Annotated in this window: 19 protein-coding genes; all 19 read right to left on the reverse strand. The window is 71.5% G+C overall.

The annotated features are described in order from the left end of the window. Nucleotides 1–10: 10 nt before the first annotated feature. Nucleotides 11–577 (reverse strand): hypothetical protein, encoded by a 567-nt coding sequence (locus OHA21_RS38280; RefSeq protein ID WP_328463573.1) that lies wholly within the window; start codon nucleotides 575–577, stop codon nucleotides 11–13. Further along, the gene (locus OHA21_RS38285) at nucleotides 574–1119 is read right to left on the reverse strand and encodes a hypothetical protein (RefSeq protein ID WP_328463575.1); all 546 of its coding nucleotides are present in this window, start codon (nucleotides 1117–1119) and stop codon (nucleotides 574–576) included. Before OHA21_RS38285 ends, OHA21_RS38280 begins: the two co-directional genes overlap by 4 nt. Then, nucleotides 1113–2204, reverse strand: a complete 1092-nt coding sequence (locus OHA21_RS38290) for a DUF4314 domain-containing protein (protein ID WP_328463577.1) — start codon at nucleotides 2202–2204, stop codon at nucleotides 1113–1115. The genes OHA21_RS38285 and OHA21_RS38290 overlap by 7 nt, the downstream gene beginning before the upstream one ends. A gap of 198 nt (nucleotides 2205–2402) precedes the next feature. After that, the gene (locus tag OHA21_RS38295) at nucleotides 2403–2936 is read right to left on the reverse strand and encodes a DUF4314 domain-containing protein (RefSeq protein ID WP_328463579.1); all 534 of its coding nucleotides are present in this window, start codon (nucleotides 2934–2936) and stop codon (nucleotides 2403–2405) included. Further along, on the reverse strand, nucleotides 2933–3658 hold the full coding sequence (locus tag OHA21_RS38300; protein WP_328463580.1) for a hypothetical protein: 726 nt from the start codon (nucleotides 3656–3658) through the stop codon (nucleotides 2933–2935). Before OHA21_RS38300 ends, OHA21_RS38295 begins: the two co-directional genes overlap by 4 nt. Nucleotides 3659–3889: 231 nt before the next feature. Further along, complete coding sequence (locus OHA21_RS38305) at nucleotides 3890–4399, reverse strand: hypothetical protein (RefSeq protein WP_328463582.1); 510 nt, start codon at nucleotides 4397–4399, stop codon at nucleotides 3890–3892. Then, nucleotides 4396–5079, reverse strand: a complete 684-nt coding sequence (locus OHA21_RS38310) for a hypothetical protein (RefSeq protein ID WP_328463584.1) — start codon at nucleotides 5077–5079, stop codon at nucleotides 4396–4398. The genes OHA21_RS38305 and OHA21_RS38310 overlap by 4 nt, the downstream gene beginning before the upstream one ends. Nucleotides 5080–5244: 165 nt before the next feature. Continuing rightward, nucleotides 5245–7290, reverse strand: a complete 2046-nt coding sequence (locus OHA21_RS38315) for a hypothetical protein (RefSeq protein WP_328463586.1) — start codon at nucleotides 7288–7290, stop codon at nucleotides 5245–5247. A 192-nt stretch (nucleotides 7291–7482) separates the two neighbouring features. Next, nucleotides 7483–8505 (reverse strand): hypothetical protein, encoded by a 1023-nt coding sequence (locus tag OHA21_RS38320; protein WP_328463588.1) that lies wholly within the window; start codon nucleotides 8503–8505, stop codon nucleotides 7483–7485. Nucleotides 8506–8629: 124 nt separating this feature from the next. After that, nucleotides 8630–9025, reverse strand: coding sequence for a hypothetical protein (locus tag OHA21_RS38325; protein ID WP_328463590.1), 396 nt, complete (start codon nucleotides 9023–9025; stop codon nucleotides 8630–8632). Nucleotides 9026–9151: 126 nt separating this feature from the next. Next, the gene (locus OHA21_RS38330; RefSeq protein WP_328463592.1) at nucleotides 9152–10171 is read right to left on the reverse strand and encodes a hypothetical protein; all 1020 of its coding nucleotides are present in this window, start codon (nucleotides 10169–10171) and stop codon (nucleotides 9152–9154) included. Then, on the reverse strand, nucleotides 10168–10599 hold the full coding sequence (locus OHA21_RS38335) for a hypothetical protein (protein ID WP_328463594.1): 432 nt from the start codon (nucleotides 10597–10599) through the stop codon (nucleotides 10168–10170). Before OHA21_RS38335 ends, OHA21_RS38330 begins: the two co-directional genes overlap by 4 nt. Before the next feature lie 133 nt (nucleotides 10600–10732). Next, on the reverse strand, nucleotides 10733–11305 hold the full coding sequence (locus OHA21_RS38340) for a hypothetical protein (protein WP_328463596.1): 573 nt from the start codon (nucleotides 11303–11305) through the stop codon (nucleotides 10733–10735). 102 nt (nucleotides 11306–11407) lie between these two features. Next, the gene (locus OHA21_RS38345; RefSeq protein WP_328463598.1) at nucleotides 11408–12097 is read right to left on the reverse strand and encodes a GGDEF domain-containing protein; all 690 of its coding nucleotides are present in this window, start codon (nucleotides 12095–12097) and stop codon (nucleotides 11408–11410) included. Nucleotides 12098–12184: 87 nt separating this feature from the next. Beyond that, nucleotides 12185–12994: a MarR family winged helix-turn-helix transcriptional regulator gene (locus OHA21_RS38350; protein ID WP_328463600.1), complete on the reverse strand. Its 810-nt coding sequence runs from the start codon at nucleotides 12992–12994 to the stop codon at nucleotides 12185–12187. A gap of 106 nt (nucleotides 12995–13100) precedes the next feature. Next, complete coding sequence (locus tag OHA21_RS38355) at nucleotides 13101–13952, reverse strand: hypothetical protein (protein WP_328463602.1); 852 nt, start codon at nucleotides 13950–13952, stop codon at nucleotides 13101–13103. A 187-nt stretch (nucleotides 13953–14139) separates the two neighbouring features. Further along, a complete protein-coding gene (locus OHA21_RS38360) occupies nucleotides 14140–14490 on the reverse strand; it encodes a histone-like nucleoid-structuring protein Lsr2 (protein ID WP_328463604.1) in 351 nt (116 codons plus the stop codon). 13 nt (nucleotides 14491–14503) lie between these two features. Next, nucleotides 14504–15085, reverse strand: a complete 582-nt coding sequence (locus OHA21_RS38365) for an RNA polymerase sigma factor (RefSeq protein ID WP_328463606.1) — start codon at nucleotides 15083–15085, stop codon at nucleotides 14504–14506. A 206-nt stretch (nucleotides 15086–15291) separates the two neighbouring features. Further along, complete coding sequence (locus tag OHA21_RS38370) at nucleotides 15292–15891, reverse strand: hypothetical protein (protein ID WP_328463608.1); 600 nt, start codon at nucleotides 15889–15891, stop codon at nucleotides 15292–15294. Nucleotides 15892–15922 lie beyond the last annotated feature (31 nt).

The raw sequence follows: 15922 nt of genomic DNA on the forward strand, positions 1-15922 counted from the left end.
GCCGGGGGGTTCAGTGCGGCGGCTCGGGCTCGACGACCCGCCTGCACAGATCGGTGATCCGGTCGAGGACCGCGGTGTCGAAGGCGTCGTGGTAGGCGTCGGTCGCTTCGTCACGCCGGGAGTCGTCGAGTGCCGCCCAGGTGGTGTCGGCCGGGCCGGTGGCGTTCGTGTACCGCTCGGCCGCGCTGGGGCCGTCTTCCTGTCGACTGGACTCGTGAGAGCGCGGCAGCAGGTCGAGCACCGCAGGGTCGCCGTCGTCGATGCCGGTGAGGACGTGGACGGCGGTTGCCTGGCCGTCGCCGGTGACCCGGCCTCCGATGGCGTCTTGTGCCCACCAGTCGGCAGCGTCGCGGCCGGCCTCGGCGGCGGCGTCACGCAGCCGCTGCAGGATCGCCTGCCAGCGCGCCTGCGCGTCGGCGGGACGCCCTGCGGGATCGCCGCTGGACGCAGGCGTCGGTTGGGCGGTGTCGTTGTCGGCGGCAGGTTGCTCCTGGTTGCGGCGGACGATGCCGCAGCCGCCGGGGTGCGGTGTCGCGAGGCTGGGCGGCGTCGTGCGGCGCCACGGCTGGTTCTTCATGGGAGGGTCTCCTGTCCTTCTCGGTGGCCGGCGGATCGGCGTGGTGGAAGGTCCGTCCAGCCATGGCCGGACCAGATTTGCCAGCGGGTGCCGGTACGGCCGGGCGGCAAGGTCGCGGCGAGCAGGCGCTCGGCGTCCTGGTCGCGCGGCGCGGCAGCTACCGGCTGGGTGTCGACGGTGTAGTCGCAGGCGTCGATCAGCCGGGCCACGGTGGCGCCGGGCTCGAGTCCGGCGATGGCCTTGTCGAGTTCGGCTTCGGTGACGAGGGCGTCCAGCAGCCGGTCCTCGGCGATCGGTTCGCCGTGGTGGCGGCTGGCGGTGCGGTAGGCGTTCATGCGCTGCCAGCCGAACAGGTAGTTCGGGGAGAACAGCTCGGTCAGGCCGCCGTTGCCGTCGTTTTCGATCAGGCCGACGATCAGCCCGTTGATGGTGAGCTGGGCGGTGACCGCTGCCCCGTTGTGAATGCTGCGCCGTGAGACGGAGCCGACCCGCAGCCATGCGTAGGGCACGTGCAGGCCGGGGGTGTGCCGCAAGATCACCATGCCTGCTCCCGGCCGCTGGCCGGCAGGTCACCGATGATGCGGTCGCAGCAAGCGGGATCGACCGCGTCCCAGCACAGGTTCATGGACCGCACCGACCACCGCCCATCAGGGCGGGCGGTAACCCGCTCGATCGCCTCGGGGTCTCCCTGCATGATCCGCTGGTCGACGACGAGCACATCGCCGTCGAAATACGTCCGGCCCCACCGCTGGTCCAGTTCCCGGTCCTGCTCGGCCGGGCTGAGCCCGCTGTCGCGGTCGGCTTCGCGGTCGGCGGCACGGTCGGCGACGATCTGCTCGGCGACCGTGCGGTCGCAGGCGAACACCGCCCACCCGTTCCAGGCCCGTTCCAAGACACCGACGTACCCGACCCGGTAGCGGTCCGGCCCCTCGTCGTCGGTGAGGTACCACTCGCCGGAGAACACCGCATACCGGCCGACCCTGGAGCGGTCCGGGTGCAGGTGGGACAGGTCGCGGCCATCGCCGGTCGGGCTGGCCACCAGCAGGCACTGATCGGTGACGTGCACGAGCAGAGCAACGTCGAACGCCCAGGTGTAGCCGTCGACCGCCTGCTCCAGCTGCTCAGCCGTGACCGTCTCCCCCGAGGGCACGGCGGCGCCGTGGCGCAGGGCGAGCAGGTCCGCCTCGGTCGGCGGCTCCGCGAACTGCTCGTCCCGAGATGCCGACAGCGGCAGACCGTCGATCATCTCCGGGCAGTCCTCGGCGAGGTCGAGCAGCGCGTTACGGGCTGCTGCCTTCGGGTTGCCCGTGGCGTCCGCGCCGATGTGGTGGCGACACCACCAGTCGGCGGCGTGCCGGCCGGCTCGCCCACCGGCGGCCCGGGCCGCCTCCAGGGTCTGCTGCCACGACAGGCCGGTCCCGGCAGCCGGCGTCCAGCTGGAGGTCAGCCGGATGAGCCGCGTCTGCGCGGGCAGCCTCTGCTGGGTGCCGTCGTCCCAGTTGACGACGAGGGACTGCTGCTCGGGGTCGTAGCTGTCGACGGTGCCCTGCGGGCCGTGTCCGAAGGCGCTGGCGATGTCGCCGTCGATCACGGCGGCGACGCGTTGTCCAGTGGCGAAGGGTTTCATCGTGGTTCTCCCATCAATGCGGTAAGGGAAGTCCCGGCGCTGTTGCGGCCGGGTAGGAAGGGGCGGTGGCTGCGGCGGGGCCGCCCGCGGTTGGCTGTCGCCGGCTGGGCGGTGCGGTTCGGCCGGAGTAGCCGATGCGGTCGCCGGGCGTCGGCGCGTTCGCGGCATGCCGTAGGGATGGCTGGAAAGCGGTGGAACTTAGTCCCGGCCGCTGCCGTCGATGCCCGCGCCAGGGGCGGGTCGGCGGCCGAGGATCAGCCGTTGTCCGCGCCCGGTACCGAGGCCGAGGCCGTAGGTCATGAAGCAGCCATCGCACATGTAGGCCCACGGCCCGAGGCGGGTCGCGCCGTCGTAGCCAGCCGGGATCACCGTGTCGCTCAAGGCGCGGTGGATGTCGCAGGGCGGCAGCTCGGTGACGTAAGCGACGGCGTCGCTGTCGGCAGCCGGTGGCGCCGGACGCTCGAAGCCCTGTCTTGTCGGGTTATCAGCCCGAGCCGGGGATTCCTCCTCCGGCGCGTCCGCGGGGCTGGTGTGCGGGCCGTGGGAAAGGGTGATGCGGTCGCCGTCGTCGAGCAGCATGGCCAGGGTGGAACCGTCGTCCCAGGCGACGGCGACGGTGTTCGACTGCAGGTCGTGGCGACGGACGGTGCCGAGGGCGCTGGGCTCTAGCCGGGTGTGCGGGTCGCTGGTGTGGATCAGGACGACGCGTTGGCCGGGCAGGTAAACGGTCACGGCTGCTGCTCCCCACCGGTCGCAGATGCCTTCACCGCGCTGTCTGCTGTGCTGGGCAGCAGGTCGGCGGCCGTGATCAGCCGCTGCCGGTCGTACAGCGGGGTCTCGGCCGCGTCCGTGTCATCGACCTCGCCGCTGCCGGGCTTGTTGAGCCGCAGCAGCCGGCCGGCAGCGGCGCGGAGCTCGTCGGCGGTCGCGCTGGTCGCGGCCTGCAGTTCGCACAGGCCGTTCACCAGGCCGCGGCGAATCTCTTCCAGCCGGTCGCGTTCGCGCTGCAGCCGGACCCAGACGCGGCCCTGCTCGAGGGCGATGGCGTCAAGGTGGGCGCTGCGGGCGCCGGGCGGGGCCAGCGCGATGGCGGCGTGCAGGAGCCTGTGCGTGTCGAGGCGTTCGTGGTCGGCGCGCAGGCGTTCGCGGACCGCGATGGCGCGGTAGTGCTCGATGACGTCCGTGCTGGTCGGACCTTCGGTTCGGGGCACGCCGGGCCAGCCGTTCTCCCACCAGGCGCCCAGCCACGCCAGGAGCTCGCCGGTCTGGGCGCGCGACATGAGAATCGACCGGCGTGCGGAATCGCCGTAGGTGCGGTGCTGCACCGCCAGGACGAGGTCGTCGGTGAGCGGCGGCAGGTGACGGGGGCCGAGCAGCAGCACGTCGTTGCCGCCGGTCTCGTGCAGCTCGAACCGGGCGGTTCGCGCGGGATTCGGTCGGGGTGTTCGGGTCACGGTGGGGATCTCCTTCGCGGATGTGTGAAACACCGCGCCGGCAAGTGCGCCGGCGCGGTGTCCCCGGTGGGTTCCGGGTGATGTCGGCCGGCAGGCCGGTGGAGAAGGGCGGTACTCGCGGGTCCGGAGGCGGTACGGCTCGTTGCACCGCTCGCGCGTCACCCGCGGCGTACGCGCTGCGGATCTACGTGTTGATCGGTCCCGTTGTGAGGTCGCAATGCCGCGGCGCGGTCATCGCTCGGGCTCTTCGGCCTGATCGAGCAGGTGTTCGACCTCGCCGAGGGCGTCGGCTGCGCCGTGCCCTGCTTCGCGGGCGTCGCCGTAGGCGCGGATCGCGTCGTCGAGGTCGGCACGCCATACGCTGCGCGGGTTCGGGTCCTCGTCCGTCGCGTCGCGCACCAGCAGCCGCGTGTGCGGCCGACAGCGCATTCGCCGCAGCGTCGGCTCTTTCGGATGCGCCAGCAGCAGGTATTCGCCCTCGCCGCAAAGCGCTACGGGAGCCACGGTTCCGATCCGCCAGGGCTGCCGGAATGTCCGGAGCGTGTCGTCGTCCCAGACGCCCAGCAGCATCAGGTTGTCCAGGTCGTGCTGTTCCAGATCGGCCACGACGATGACCTCGGCCGACCCCGCGCGGATCGCGGCCACCGCTGTTGCCAGGATCGCGGCGACGGTGTCGAGAGCGCCGGCCGTACGGTCGGTGTCGCCGGTCTCGGCCCGCCGAGGGCGATTCGGTGCGGTCATCGGCCGGACTCGCTCTCGTCGTCGTCCTCGATGCAGGGGGCCAGCATGATCACGCTGCTGTACCGCCAGACCCGTCCGGCGTTCCACGGGTCTTCGAGGTCCGGGCAGGTGAGTTCGATTTTGCTGTTGAGCGCGGTCGCGTCGGCCTCGCCCAATCTCTGCAGCCAGGCCAGCAGCTGTCGGCCGGTCATGTCCCCGCCGTCGGCCTGCCAGTAGAAGTCCTCGTCGCCGTTGTGGCAGTTACCCGCGGCAGGCGCGGAGCTCGTGGTGGTCTCGCTCGGGTGCAGCTGGTGCTCGCTGTGTCGGAGCCACCGGTCGTGCACGGTCGCCTCGTAGACGGTGACGACCGCGGTGTCCGGGTCGATGACGTAGAGCCAGCCGATGGCCGCGCCGATGGCCGCGTTCAGCCGGATGCGGGCGGGGCGAGGGCGGGTGCCGCCGGGTGACGGGCAGCCGACGCCCGCCACGAGGGTGTAAGGGCTGGTCGGCTGGGGGTCGGCGGTGAGGTAGGACCAGTCCTCGGCAAGCAGCGCGGCCGTCATCCGGTGGCTGTCGCGGTCGAAGCTGGCCCAGATGGCGCGCAGCGTCGGGATGAGGCGCTCGGGGGCGTCGCCGTGGTGCAGGTAGCGGGCGGTCACGCCGCCGGGTGCGGTGACGCCGATGTAGCTTCGATCTCCCATGGAGTCTCGCCTTTCATGATCGCGTCGGCCCTGGGGCCGGCACGGACGCGGTTGATATTCGAGAAGAGGGTTTGCGTCAGCTGACCTGCGGAACGCCTGGGCGGCTGCGGCCCGGGGCACTCCGACGTGCGAGGCCTGGAATCCAGGCCCCGGAGCGTTGCTGGGTCAGGCCTTCTCGCTGGTGAGTCCGAGGCGTTGCCGCTCGAGGGCCAGCAGGCGTCGAGCGGGGGCTTGCCAGCCGTCGTCGGTGAGCGGGGCCGGCGTGGTCCCGTCGGCCAAGGCCCGGACGGCGGGGATCTGCTCGGCGTACGCGCCGCCGAGTTTCTCCAGGTCGGTGCAGGCCCGGTCGATCGCTACGCGGGCCTTGAGTGCCCACCTGCCGGGCTTGCCCCACTTGTTGCGGGGCCCGTACATGTGGCATTCGCACAGGTGGTAGCCGAGCCACACCACCGGCGGGTGCAGGCCGGCGGCGGTGGCGAGCAGCGCGATCTTGTCGTAGTCCCAGGTGCGGCCGCGCAGGGAGTGCCCGACGACCCTCGGCTCGGTCAGAACGCGCCAGAACTGCGGTGCCACGGCGGTGGAGGCGATCAGGTCCCTGACGTCGCGGAATCCGCCGTCGGCCAGGGCCCGGGGGATCCGGTCGATGAGCAGATGGGCCAGGTCGCGGCGGACCGCCGGGACGGCGGGGTCGTCGGCGGGGGCCAGCCGCCGCTGTCGGCCGGTCGGCTCCGGCGCCGCGACCGGCTCGGGCAGGGTTCCGTCGGCGAGGTAGCCGAGCAGCAGCGCGGCGAAGTCGCTGAGCACGTTCTCGAAGCCACGGCTGCGGTCGCTGTAGTCGGGGATCGGCAGCCAGTGCCCGCCGCCGCGGTGCCCGACGCGGTGGGCGGCCTCGTGGATCAGGACCAGCAGGGTGCGGTGCCGGTCTGCGAGAACGCTGCGGTGGATGGCAGTGTCACCGGTGGCCGGGGAGTAGAAGCCGTCCGCGCACGGCGACTCCTCACTCTGGGAGTAGACCCGGACCCGGTCCAGCGCGAACGCGCCGATGGCCCGGCGCACGAGGTCACGGCCGAAGGTCAGCACGGCACGCTCGGCGGTGGTGAGTTCCTTGTCGGGAACCCAGGTCGTCTTGTTACGTGCCCGCTCGTAGTGGCGGGTCTGGCGGACCTTGGCGACCTCCACGCCGAGCAGGCGCATCAGGCTGTCGCGCAGGTAGCTGGACAGGCCTTTGGCGGTGATCTCGGTGTAGCCGTTGTCGATCAGGTCCAGCGCCGCCTCTTCGTTGCCGCTGGTGGTGTAGTAGGCCTTGGAGGGCAGGTGGGTGCGGGCCCACTGGCGCCAGGCGGCCTTCGGGTAGGCCTCGTAGACGTTGCTAAAGAACTGCTCGGGTTCCCGCAACTTCCCGCCCGCCAGGGCGTGGGTGGCGAACCGGTCGATGATCCGTTCGTCTTGGCTGGTGGAAAGCATGGCCCGGACGGCGGTACGCAGGGCGTCGGCCTCGATGACGGTCCTGTCCCGATTTTGCAGGCCCTTGGCGTCCAGCGGCAGGTCGTAGGAGGCCAGCAGGCCGGGCATGACGGTGACCATGACCCCGCCGATCCAAATCCGGCCCGGCGTGCCGTCGAGCACGCACTCCCCGGGCTCGGCCGGCGGTTGGTAGCCGGGTTCGGCGAGAGCCCGGAACCGGCTGATGGCCTCGTCGGCGAGTTCGCGGGAGCATGCGACGGTGAAGACCGTGCCCTTGGTCCGGCCGGTGCGGTGAAGGTGGTAGACGAGGAGTTCCGCGCCCTGCGCTGACCGGGACGGGACCAGCCCGCTGAGCAGGTGCCGGCGTTCGACGCTCGGGGTGAACCCGTAGCCGACGGTTTCGCAGCGCACCTGCCCGATCTCGGGGCTGCGGGCCAGGACCAGTGCGGCGAGCTTTTTGCCTTCGCCGAACTGGCCGATCTGCTCGGCGGTCTTTGTCGAGTGGCCGAGTACGAGGCCTTCCTCGGGGATGCCAGGGCCGTCGTCGGCGATGGTCAGGACCCCGTCGGACCAGCTGATCCGGGCTTGCGGATCTTCGTCGAGGGCGTTGGCGATCAGCTCGCACAGGGCCCGGACCGGTGTCCAGGACTTCACGTAGTCCGGTGAGATGGGGTAGGCGAGAGTGTTGTCAGTGTCGTCCCGGCCGCCTGCGGCGGCGGGCATGACGGTGACATCGTGGTCGACCACGTTGTTCTCCTTGATAGAGGGGATTTCGTTGCAGCGCCGTACTCACGGGCGCAGGACGACGTCCGCCGCGAAACGGCGTGGCGGGCACCGCGCGATGGCGCGCGGCCGCGTGCTGGCCGGGCGCCTTGACGAGGACGGGCGGCTTCGTGCAGCGTTGTCCGCTCGGCCGCGTCCGAGCGGCTCAGCGGTTTCCTAGTTCACCGATATGTGAACGTGGTTCGTGTGCCAGCCGCTGGGGTCGTCGCCGCCGAACGGGTTGTTGTAGGTGTGCCAACCGCGGCCGTCGTCGGTCCAGATCAGGCGGAACCAGATGACGTAGCGGATGCCCAAGGCTTGGGCGTTGGCGACCGCCCAGGCCGCCATCGCGTCGCCCATCGCCTTCTGGCTGCCGGTGGCTTCACCGCCGGCGGTCATCATCCAGTCGCAGGCACGCCCCTGCGGGTGTTCGCCGTGGTCGTCGACGCGCCAGCAGCTGGGGTCCGGGAAACCGGCGGCAGAGGCTTGTCGGACGAGGTGCAGCGTGCGCGGGGTGAGGCAGCCAACGCCGGTGGTCGGGTCCGGCCGGATGGAGCACTGCTCGTCCGGCAGTGAGCCGTCCGGGTTGCGCGGGACGGGTACGGCCATGCCGGCCGCCGGGCAGGCGATCGTGGTACCGGTGACCGCGCCGACCAGCTGAACGGCGTCGGGCTCCCACTTCGCGTAGGCGTCGGGGTAGGCGCTGATCTGCACCGCCTGCGCCGCTGCCGTCACGGTCATCGTCTGCCAGCCGGGGACGGCCAGCAGCTTGGTGTAGAACTTCGTCGCCGCGTGTTGCGGGTCCTGCAGCTGTGCGGGCGTGCCCCAGCCCTGGCTCGGGCGCTGCTGGAACAGCCCGACCGAGTCGCGGTCCCCTCCGGGCAGGTTGATCAGTGAGGATTCCTGCATGGCGGTTGCCACCGCGATCACCTGACCGCGGGCCGGGACCTGCAGGCGCTGGCCGACCGCGACGATGACCGTCGCGTTACCGACCTGCTCGGCGCTCCAGTCGCCGATCGGGCCGGGTGCCGAACTGGCACCGTCGCTGTCGGCGGCGCTGGAGCCGGTCGGTGACACGGCGGCGGGCAGGCAGTGCGCCGACGCGCCTCCGCCGCCGAGCATGCCGAGCAGCAGTCCGGAACAGCCCAACAGCACGACGGCGACCGCGACCGTGATCCCGGCGACAGCACGGGAGATCATCGTCGGTCACCTCCCGCCGGGTGTGCTGCGGGTACTCGGTCGGACGCGCTGCCCGCTGGTCCGCCGCTGCGGACGGCCCACCTCGTGGCCGGTCCGGGTGCGGGGCCGGCCACGAGGTGGCGGCTCATGAGGCGAGTGGCTCGCGGCTGACGACGTCACCGCCGCTGAGGTGCACGCTGAGCGTGTCGGTGCCGGCGTCGATCAGGTAGATCCACTGGGCGTCCAGGTCGCCGGTGACGGCCAGCGCCACGACGGTGACCGGCTCGGGCGGCAGGAGGTGGCCGTCACCGTTGGTGGCGGCCAGGGTCATGCCGACGCCGGGGATCAGCTCCTCGCCGGCGAACGGCGTCGAATTGCTGCCGTCGGTCATCTCCGGGTCCAGGTAGTCCCAGTCGTGCTCGAGCAGCAGTGTGGCCAGCCGATGGGTGTCACCGGCGGCGGCACCGGCCCAGATACCGCGAAGCCGGACCTGGCCGGGCTGTTCGGGGTCGGGGATGCCGACGTAGCTGTGGGTGCTCACGGTGGTTCGTCTCCTCGGGTTCACGTCGGATGTGCGGGTTGGACCGCCGGTCGGCGGGCACGGCGTAGGGCCACGCCGCCCAGATGGGCGGCGTGGCTGCGGGGTGGGATATCGGGAGGGCCCGGGTCAGCGGGCGAGAACGGCGACCTTCTCGCCGTGCAGCAGGGGCGCGCCGTCGGGGCCTTTGATGTGGGCGTTGATCCAGATGCGGTAGGGGTTGCCGTCGCGGTCGGTCAGCCGTCGCCAGTGGCCGCGCACGACGAACCGGACGCGGTAGTGCCACTTCGGGTCGCCGTCGCCGGGCTCGGCGAGCGGGCTTGTACGGCGCAGCATGACCACGCGGGTGTCATGCTTGATCCCGTGGCGCTCGGCACGGCGGCGGGATGGCCGGTCCATCGCGGCGGCGGCGACGGTAGCGAGGGGTTGGGCCTGGATGCGCCAGAAGGCGTAGGCGATGGCGGTGCAACCGCGGGTGCGGGCGGTGGCCTCGTCGATGCAGAACCGGCCGTCCGGGGCGGGTTCCCAGTCGTGGACGGCGTCGTCGATGACCGGGTGTTCGGGGTGTTCGACGGGGCGGCCGATGGGGATCTCGGTGTAGTTCGATAGCAGGTAGGGGCCGAGCTGGCGGGCGATGTCGGGCCGGGCGGCGAGGTCGGCGCGGCGGCGGGCGACCGACGGGTCGTGCGGGTCGTGTTGGTCGGCCCATCCGGCGACGATCCAGGATGATTGCCCGGAGGTGCTGGTGATGCGGGCCCAGGTGATCGCGCCGATCGAGGAGACCTTGCCGGTGTGGCCGCGGTGGTAGAGCGGATCGGGAAAGAAAACCACGCCCTGGTCGTCGGGGGCGACGTCGTCGGGCAGGACCTCGCCGGACAGGTCGAGTGCCTGGGCGGCGGCGGCGATGATCGCCGTCATGGCGGGGGCCACGATGTATGGCTCGCCGGTACGCCACGGGCTGCCGGTGATGGTGTGCATCGCCGTGAGCACGTCCGGGGTCATGGTGCCGTACTCGGCAGGCATGCCCTCAAACATGGCTTCCAGGTAGGTGCGGGCGATGGTCCCGCTGGTGAAGTCGGCCATGCGGGCGCGCAGGTCGACGGCGGTGCGGGCGTATCCGGCGAGGGTGTCGTTGGGCAGGAAGTTCATGGGCGTTCCTCCTTCTGGTGTTGCTGGTGGGTGGCGGCGGCATCGGGCCGCCGGAACGGGGTGAAGACCGTCGCGTCGTCGGTGGCGTCCACCGGTGCGGTGGGTTCGGGCTCGGTGAGCAGGCCGGCGAGGCCGCTGGGCACGGCGGCGCGCCCGCGGGCGGGGTGCTGATCCGCCGCAGGTGGCGTGGTCGCGGCCGGTTTGTGGCGGGCGAGTTGGGCGGCGTGGCGGGCGGCGCGGGCGGGTGCGCAGGGCGCGCTTCGGCCGCGGCATTGCAGGTTCGTGCAGAGTCCGTCGGGCCCCGGTTGGTGGGCCGAGGTGACGGCGGCGGCGAGTGCCCACAGCAGCGGATCGCTGACGTCGTCCGGTCTCGAGGTGCGGCCGTCGAGGGCTGGTTGCTGCTGCGTGGGTCGGTACGGCGATGCCATGGCGGTGACCTCCGTCGGCAGGCGTTGGCATGCGACGGTCACCGTCCGGATGACACTGGCCGACCAACGTCTTGCCTGGTCAGGGACACCGGACGGTGACCATGACAGATCGACGCTTGCCTGGCTACGAAGGTCAAGTCGGCGGGTAGGAGGCTGCGGCGGCGAGCTGGGCGAGCCCGGGATAGGTGGCGGGCAGGTCGGCCGGGTCGGGTTGCTCATCGACCAGTACCACCGGGTGGGATTCGCGGGCGGTGCGGCTGAGCTGGTAGACGCGCCCGTCGGCGTCGAGGGCTTCGACGCGGCGGACCCGGGTGAGGGTGTCGGTGTCGGTGAGCAGGTCGTCGTAGCAGACCGCCCACGCCAGCAGCCGCAGCCCAGGATCCGGTTGCTGCACCTGCCGGCGAAGGACGGCGAGGTCGAACGGATCCAGAATGGGCTCGATCAGCGCCGCTGCCGGCTCCGCGAGTGTGGGGGCCAGCGCGCCGGCGAGCGCGTGCAGGGCGGCCGGCAGCGTCTGGTGGCGGCGGAGGTCGGTGAGCAACGGCAGCGGCAGCAGGCGCATGCCTCGCCGGTCGGGGGTGCCGTGCCGCAGCGGATAGTCGTGGACCACCGCGATCGTGCCGAGTGCCCGCGGGGGCGAAAGCTGGCCGGTGTCGAGTTGCATCAGGTGGTCAACGAGGGCGTGAACCGTGTCGAGGGATAACACGCAAAGAACTCCCTAGGTCGGGGATTGACAAGGTCGGGGCTCGCGTCCGTGGTGCTGTTGGACGCGAGCCCCGAATCGGTATGGGTGGAAGTGCGCTGGCGGTCAGCGGCGGTGGGCGTCGCGGCAGCGGCCACGTTCCGGCAGTTTCGGCCAAACCTCGGTGGCCGCTGTCCGGTCGCACACGCCGCCGCCGGCTTGTTTGGCCTGGTACATCGCCGCGTCGGCGTGGCGCAGCAGGTCGCGGGGTGTGGCGCCGTCGGTGGTGTAGCCGACGCTGGCGTTGATGCGCCAGTCGGTGCGGTCGGCGATCGGGATCGGGGTGCTGGTGATCGCCCGCCAGGCGGCGCGGGCGCAGGCGCGGGTCTGCTCTTCGTCGCCGATAACGAGCAGCGCGAATTCATCGCCGGACAGCCGGGCGGCGAGCGTCACCGGTAGGCGCAGGTCGGCCAGGCGCATGCCGACGGCGGTGAGCAGGTCGTTGCCGATCTCGTGGTTGAAGGTGTCGTTGACGGTCTTGAAGTCGTCCAGGTCGAGCATCACCACTCCGACGCCGATGTCGGTGGTGAGTGCCTGCTCGAGGTGTTCGAGGAAGGCACGCCGGTTGGGTAGGCCGGTGGTGTCGTCGCGGCGGGCGAGCCGTTCGGCGTTCACGGCACGTCGCTGCTCGGCAGCGATCTGGCGGCGGGCGGCGTCGAGCAGCTCCAGCTGCCGGTACAGCAGTGCCCCGGTGAGGGCGAAGCCGGCCAGGACACCACCGAGCGCGGTGAAGATCATGGTCCAAAGAGGGGACAATGGGTTGCTCCTTTGCAGCAAGGAGCACCGGGACGGGCGTGTCTGCCACGACTGACGCCCGTCCCGGGCTGCCTGACGGATCGGGGGTCAGTCGGCGGTCGACGCGAGCGTGAAGGTCGCCGCCTTGCGGTCCTCGACTTTCACGGCCTTGCCGTCTCGTTCGAGGGAGTCGAGGGCGTTGGCGACGGCGCCGTGGCTGGCGCGCGGGTAGCCGGTGCCCGCGTCGGCCTCATCGATCAGCTTCCGCAGCTCATCGACCTTGTACTCGCTGCCCGAGTTGGCCTGCAGAATGGCCAGCGCGCTGGCCTGCAAGGCCCCCTTGGGGCGCTTGCGTTTGGCCGGCGGCGCCGTAGCCGTCGTCCTGCTGTTCGCACCGTTCCGGTCGGTATCGGAGTCGGCCGTTGCGGAGCTGGTCGTGTCGCCGTCGGCGGGAGCAGGCGCAGCGGGGGAGGTAGCCGTCTCGTCGTCGTCGCCGCCGTCGGTGATCTCGCTGGAGTCCGACGTGACCAAGGGCGGCGCGGCGGCAGCCGGACCGCTGCCCGCCTGCATGGCAGGCTCGATGGCCCCGTCCGCAGTGGGGTCGGCCAGGGCCGTTTCCGCAGGTGGCACGGTGTCGGCGAACTGGGGCGGTGTCGCGGTGCTGGCCCGGCCGGCGTCGGTCAGCCGCCACAGCGTCTGGCCGGTGTCGTGCCGGAATCGTTCGGCCAGTCCGGCGTTCTCCCAGGCGCGCAGCTTCGGGTTCACCGTGGAGTAGGCGATCCCGACCTTCTTGGCGATGGCGGCGGGGGTGGCGTCCAGGCCGAGTTCCGCGATCGCGGCCAGGACGGCGAAGTTGCTGTTCGCCGGTTCGGCCTGGTCGGCCTCACCGGTGTTTCGGTCGCGGAGTTCGTCGGTCATCGCTGTTCCCTTCTGGTCGGTTGCCTGGTGAGGGGTGCACTGATCCACCCTTCGAAGCACGGATTGATCAAGTCGGATGCGAATCTGATGTCCGGTGCGTCAGGCATCAGGAGTCGCCCATGGGCAGCCAGGGCCACAGGTACGCGCCGATCGGGTACAGGCCGTCGGGGTCCGGGCCGACGACGTCGTAGCGGCGCAGCCCGCTGGGGCCGTCGGCGTTCTCGGTGTAGATCTCGATGTGCTCGCCCGCCCACCGCAGGACGGCGTGAAAGCCCGGCTGGTGGGCTCGCGCGCGTTGCAGGTCGTCCACCATGCGGTCGGCGGTGTCGCGGTCGAAGCGGGCGAGAAGTCCGCCGTGGTTGCTGTAGTGGCCGGCTGCGACCAGTGCCCGGTACAGACCGCTGCCGGTCGCCGGTACGCACGCCACGCTCGCCTCGACCCAGGTCGCGGCAGGCGGGTAGAGGTCGCCGCGCTGGTCGCTGACGGCGAGTTGACTCGGACCGATCACCGGACGCCGGCGGGTGAGGTCCAGGCTGAGCCAATGCGCCCCATCCGCGGCAGCCTGTTGCAGCCACTCGACAAGGTGAAAGGTGCTGCCGGGCAGTCCCCGCACCGGCAGATAGCCGACCTCCCCGACCGCGGCGGCGACGGTTCCGTACTCCGGGTCGACCCAGGTACGTCCGCGGGCGGCGTGCGTTTTGCCGTCGGCGTCGAACCAGCCAGGCTGGCCGTTGGAGGTCAGGCGGTCCCCGTCGGAGGTCCCTTCCCAGATCAGGGCGGGCGTCAGCGGGGCTCGGGCAAGGAGTTGAGCGCTGGTGAGTCCGCAGCTCGGGGTACTGGCGGCGTGCACCGCGAGCGGAACAACGTCGTCGAGGTGGAACCAGAGCCGGCCCGTAGTGCCGGTGCTGGTGGAGTCGTCGTTCGCCGGCTGGTGGGCGGCTGGGTTTGCTGGTGCCATGTCGGTTCTCCTTCACGAAGGTGTGCGGGAGTTCCGGGCACGGCCGTGCGGCCGCGCCCGGAACTTGGGGGAGGTGGCGCGCGGTGGCGCGCCAGGCCGGGCGTCGGCCGTAGCGAGGGGGAACGGATCAGAGGGGTGTCGGGGATGACGGGCCGCGGAGGCTCGTCGCCCGGCTCGCCGGTGCTGGTTAGGGCTGCGTGGTGCGGTCGCGGAAGGCGATCTTCACCTGGTTCGGGATGGCGCCCCGCGTTTTGTACTCCGGCAGGTCGAGGCCGGCCTGGTGCTCACGCCACCACCGCCGGATGCCGGTGTCGGCCTTCGTGCCCGGTGCCGCCTGGCCGGTTCTTGCGGCGGAGTTCTTCGGCAGCCGTCGGCCGGCGGCGACGAACGGGCGCAACGCGGCGCGCAGCCGCTCGAGGTTGTCCTCGTTGAGGTCGATCTCGTACTCGGTGCCTTCGAGGGCGAACCGGTAGGTGCCGACCCCGTCGGTGGTCCGGTCGAAGTCGTCTTCGACGATGCGTTGGATACGGGTAGCCACTCTCTTCTTCTCCTTACGGTTGTTGGTGGTGGGCCGCGGCAGCGGGCCGTGAGGTGTAGGCGGCGTGCAGGCGGCGCAGCCCTTCGCGTTCGAGCCAGGTCACCGCGCTGACGCTGCGCCGCATCAGCCGGGCGGCGTGGTCGCGCGGGTAGCCGTCGAGGTAGCGCAGCTGCACCGCCGTGCGCTGGGCCGGGGTGAGCCGGGCGAGGGCGTGGCGAAAGCCGGGCCGGCGCAGCAGGTCGGCGGTCACCGCGGGTTGCCGGTCGGCGGTGCGGTCCTCGTAGACGGTGTAGGCGGCGCGCAGGTAGCGCCGCTGCGACCAGGACTGCGCGGTCACCGCGCGGGCGGCCAGCCGCAGCATGGAGCCGATCAGGTCGGCGCTGATGCGGGTCGGCTCGGCCAGCGCGGTGCAGAACGCGTCCTGGACCACGTCGTCGACCAGGTCGCGGTCGCGCAGCCGGGCGGCGACGTAGCGGGTCAACCGATCCACGGTGCGCTGGTACAGCTCGGCGAACGCGGCGCTGTCGCCCGCGTGCAAGCGGGCCAGCAGCGCGGGATCCGCCTCGACCGGCGGGCGGTGCAGGGTGGTTGTCATCGGGTTCCTTCCGTGGTGACGGGGAACCCGGGCACGGCCGTACGGCCGTGCCCGGGGTGCGCGGATTCGCGCGGGGTGGCCGGGCAACGGCCAGGTCGTGCGGGATAAGCCGATCGTGCGGGTCAGACGATGATCGGTGCGGCTACCTCATCCGCCACGGCAGGCGGCGCCGCGGGTTACGGCGAACGGCTGGGAGCCGTTCGCGGTCAGTGGCGGTTGGTGAGCAGGTGAGCGGGGCGGTCGGTGACATCGATCCAACGGTTCTCGCCGGCGTCCCAGATCTGCCACCAGCCGAGGGCGGGCGGGGTGAGCTCCGGATCGGCGAGCAGGTGTGCGCGCAGCCGATCGCGGTCGGCGGCCCACGCGGGCCCGGTCTCGGTGGTGGCGGTCTGAGAGGGCCAGCTCATCGGGCCGTCGCCGAACTCGTGGTCCTCGAGCAGGCGCAGCGGGGTGTTGCCGCGTGTGGCGGCGCGGGTGATCGCGCGGCTGGTCTGGTATTCGGTGACCAGGTCGCCGAGCAGCAGCTCCACGTCGCAGACGACGCCGCGCGCGTCGGTGCAGCGGGCGGCGAACGCCTCCAGGGCGTCGCGCTGCTCCCGCATGCCGCCGGCAGTGTTCGGATAGAAGATGTCGGGACCACCTCGGCCGTCGTTCTCGACCGTGCCGATGATCTTCCTGTTCAGCCGTAGGGTGGCGGTGAAGGCGACACCGTCGTGGGTCTGGTGCTCCTTGTAGGAGGTCACCGTGTAGCTGGCGTCGGGAACGGTGAGGCCGCTGTGCGGCAGGTGGATCGATGCGGTTTGCACGGTGGGGTGCTCTCCTTCTTCGTGGTTGGTT

The sequence above is a fragment of the Actinoplanes sp. NBC_00393 genome (assembly GCF_036053395.1).
GTDB lineage: Bacteria > Actinomycetota > Actinomycetes > Mycobacteriales > Micromonosporaceae > Actinoplanes.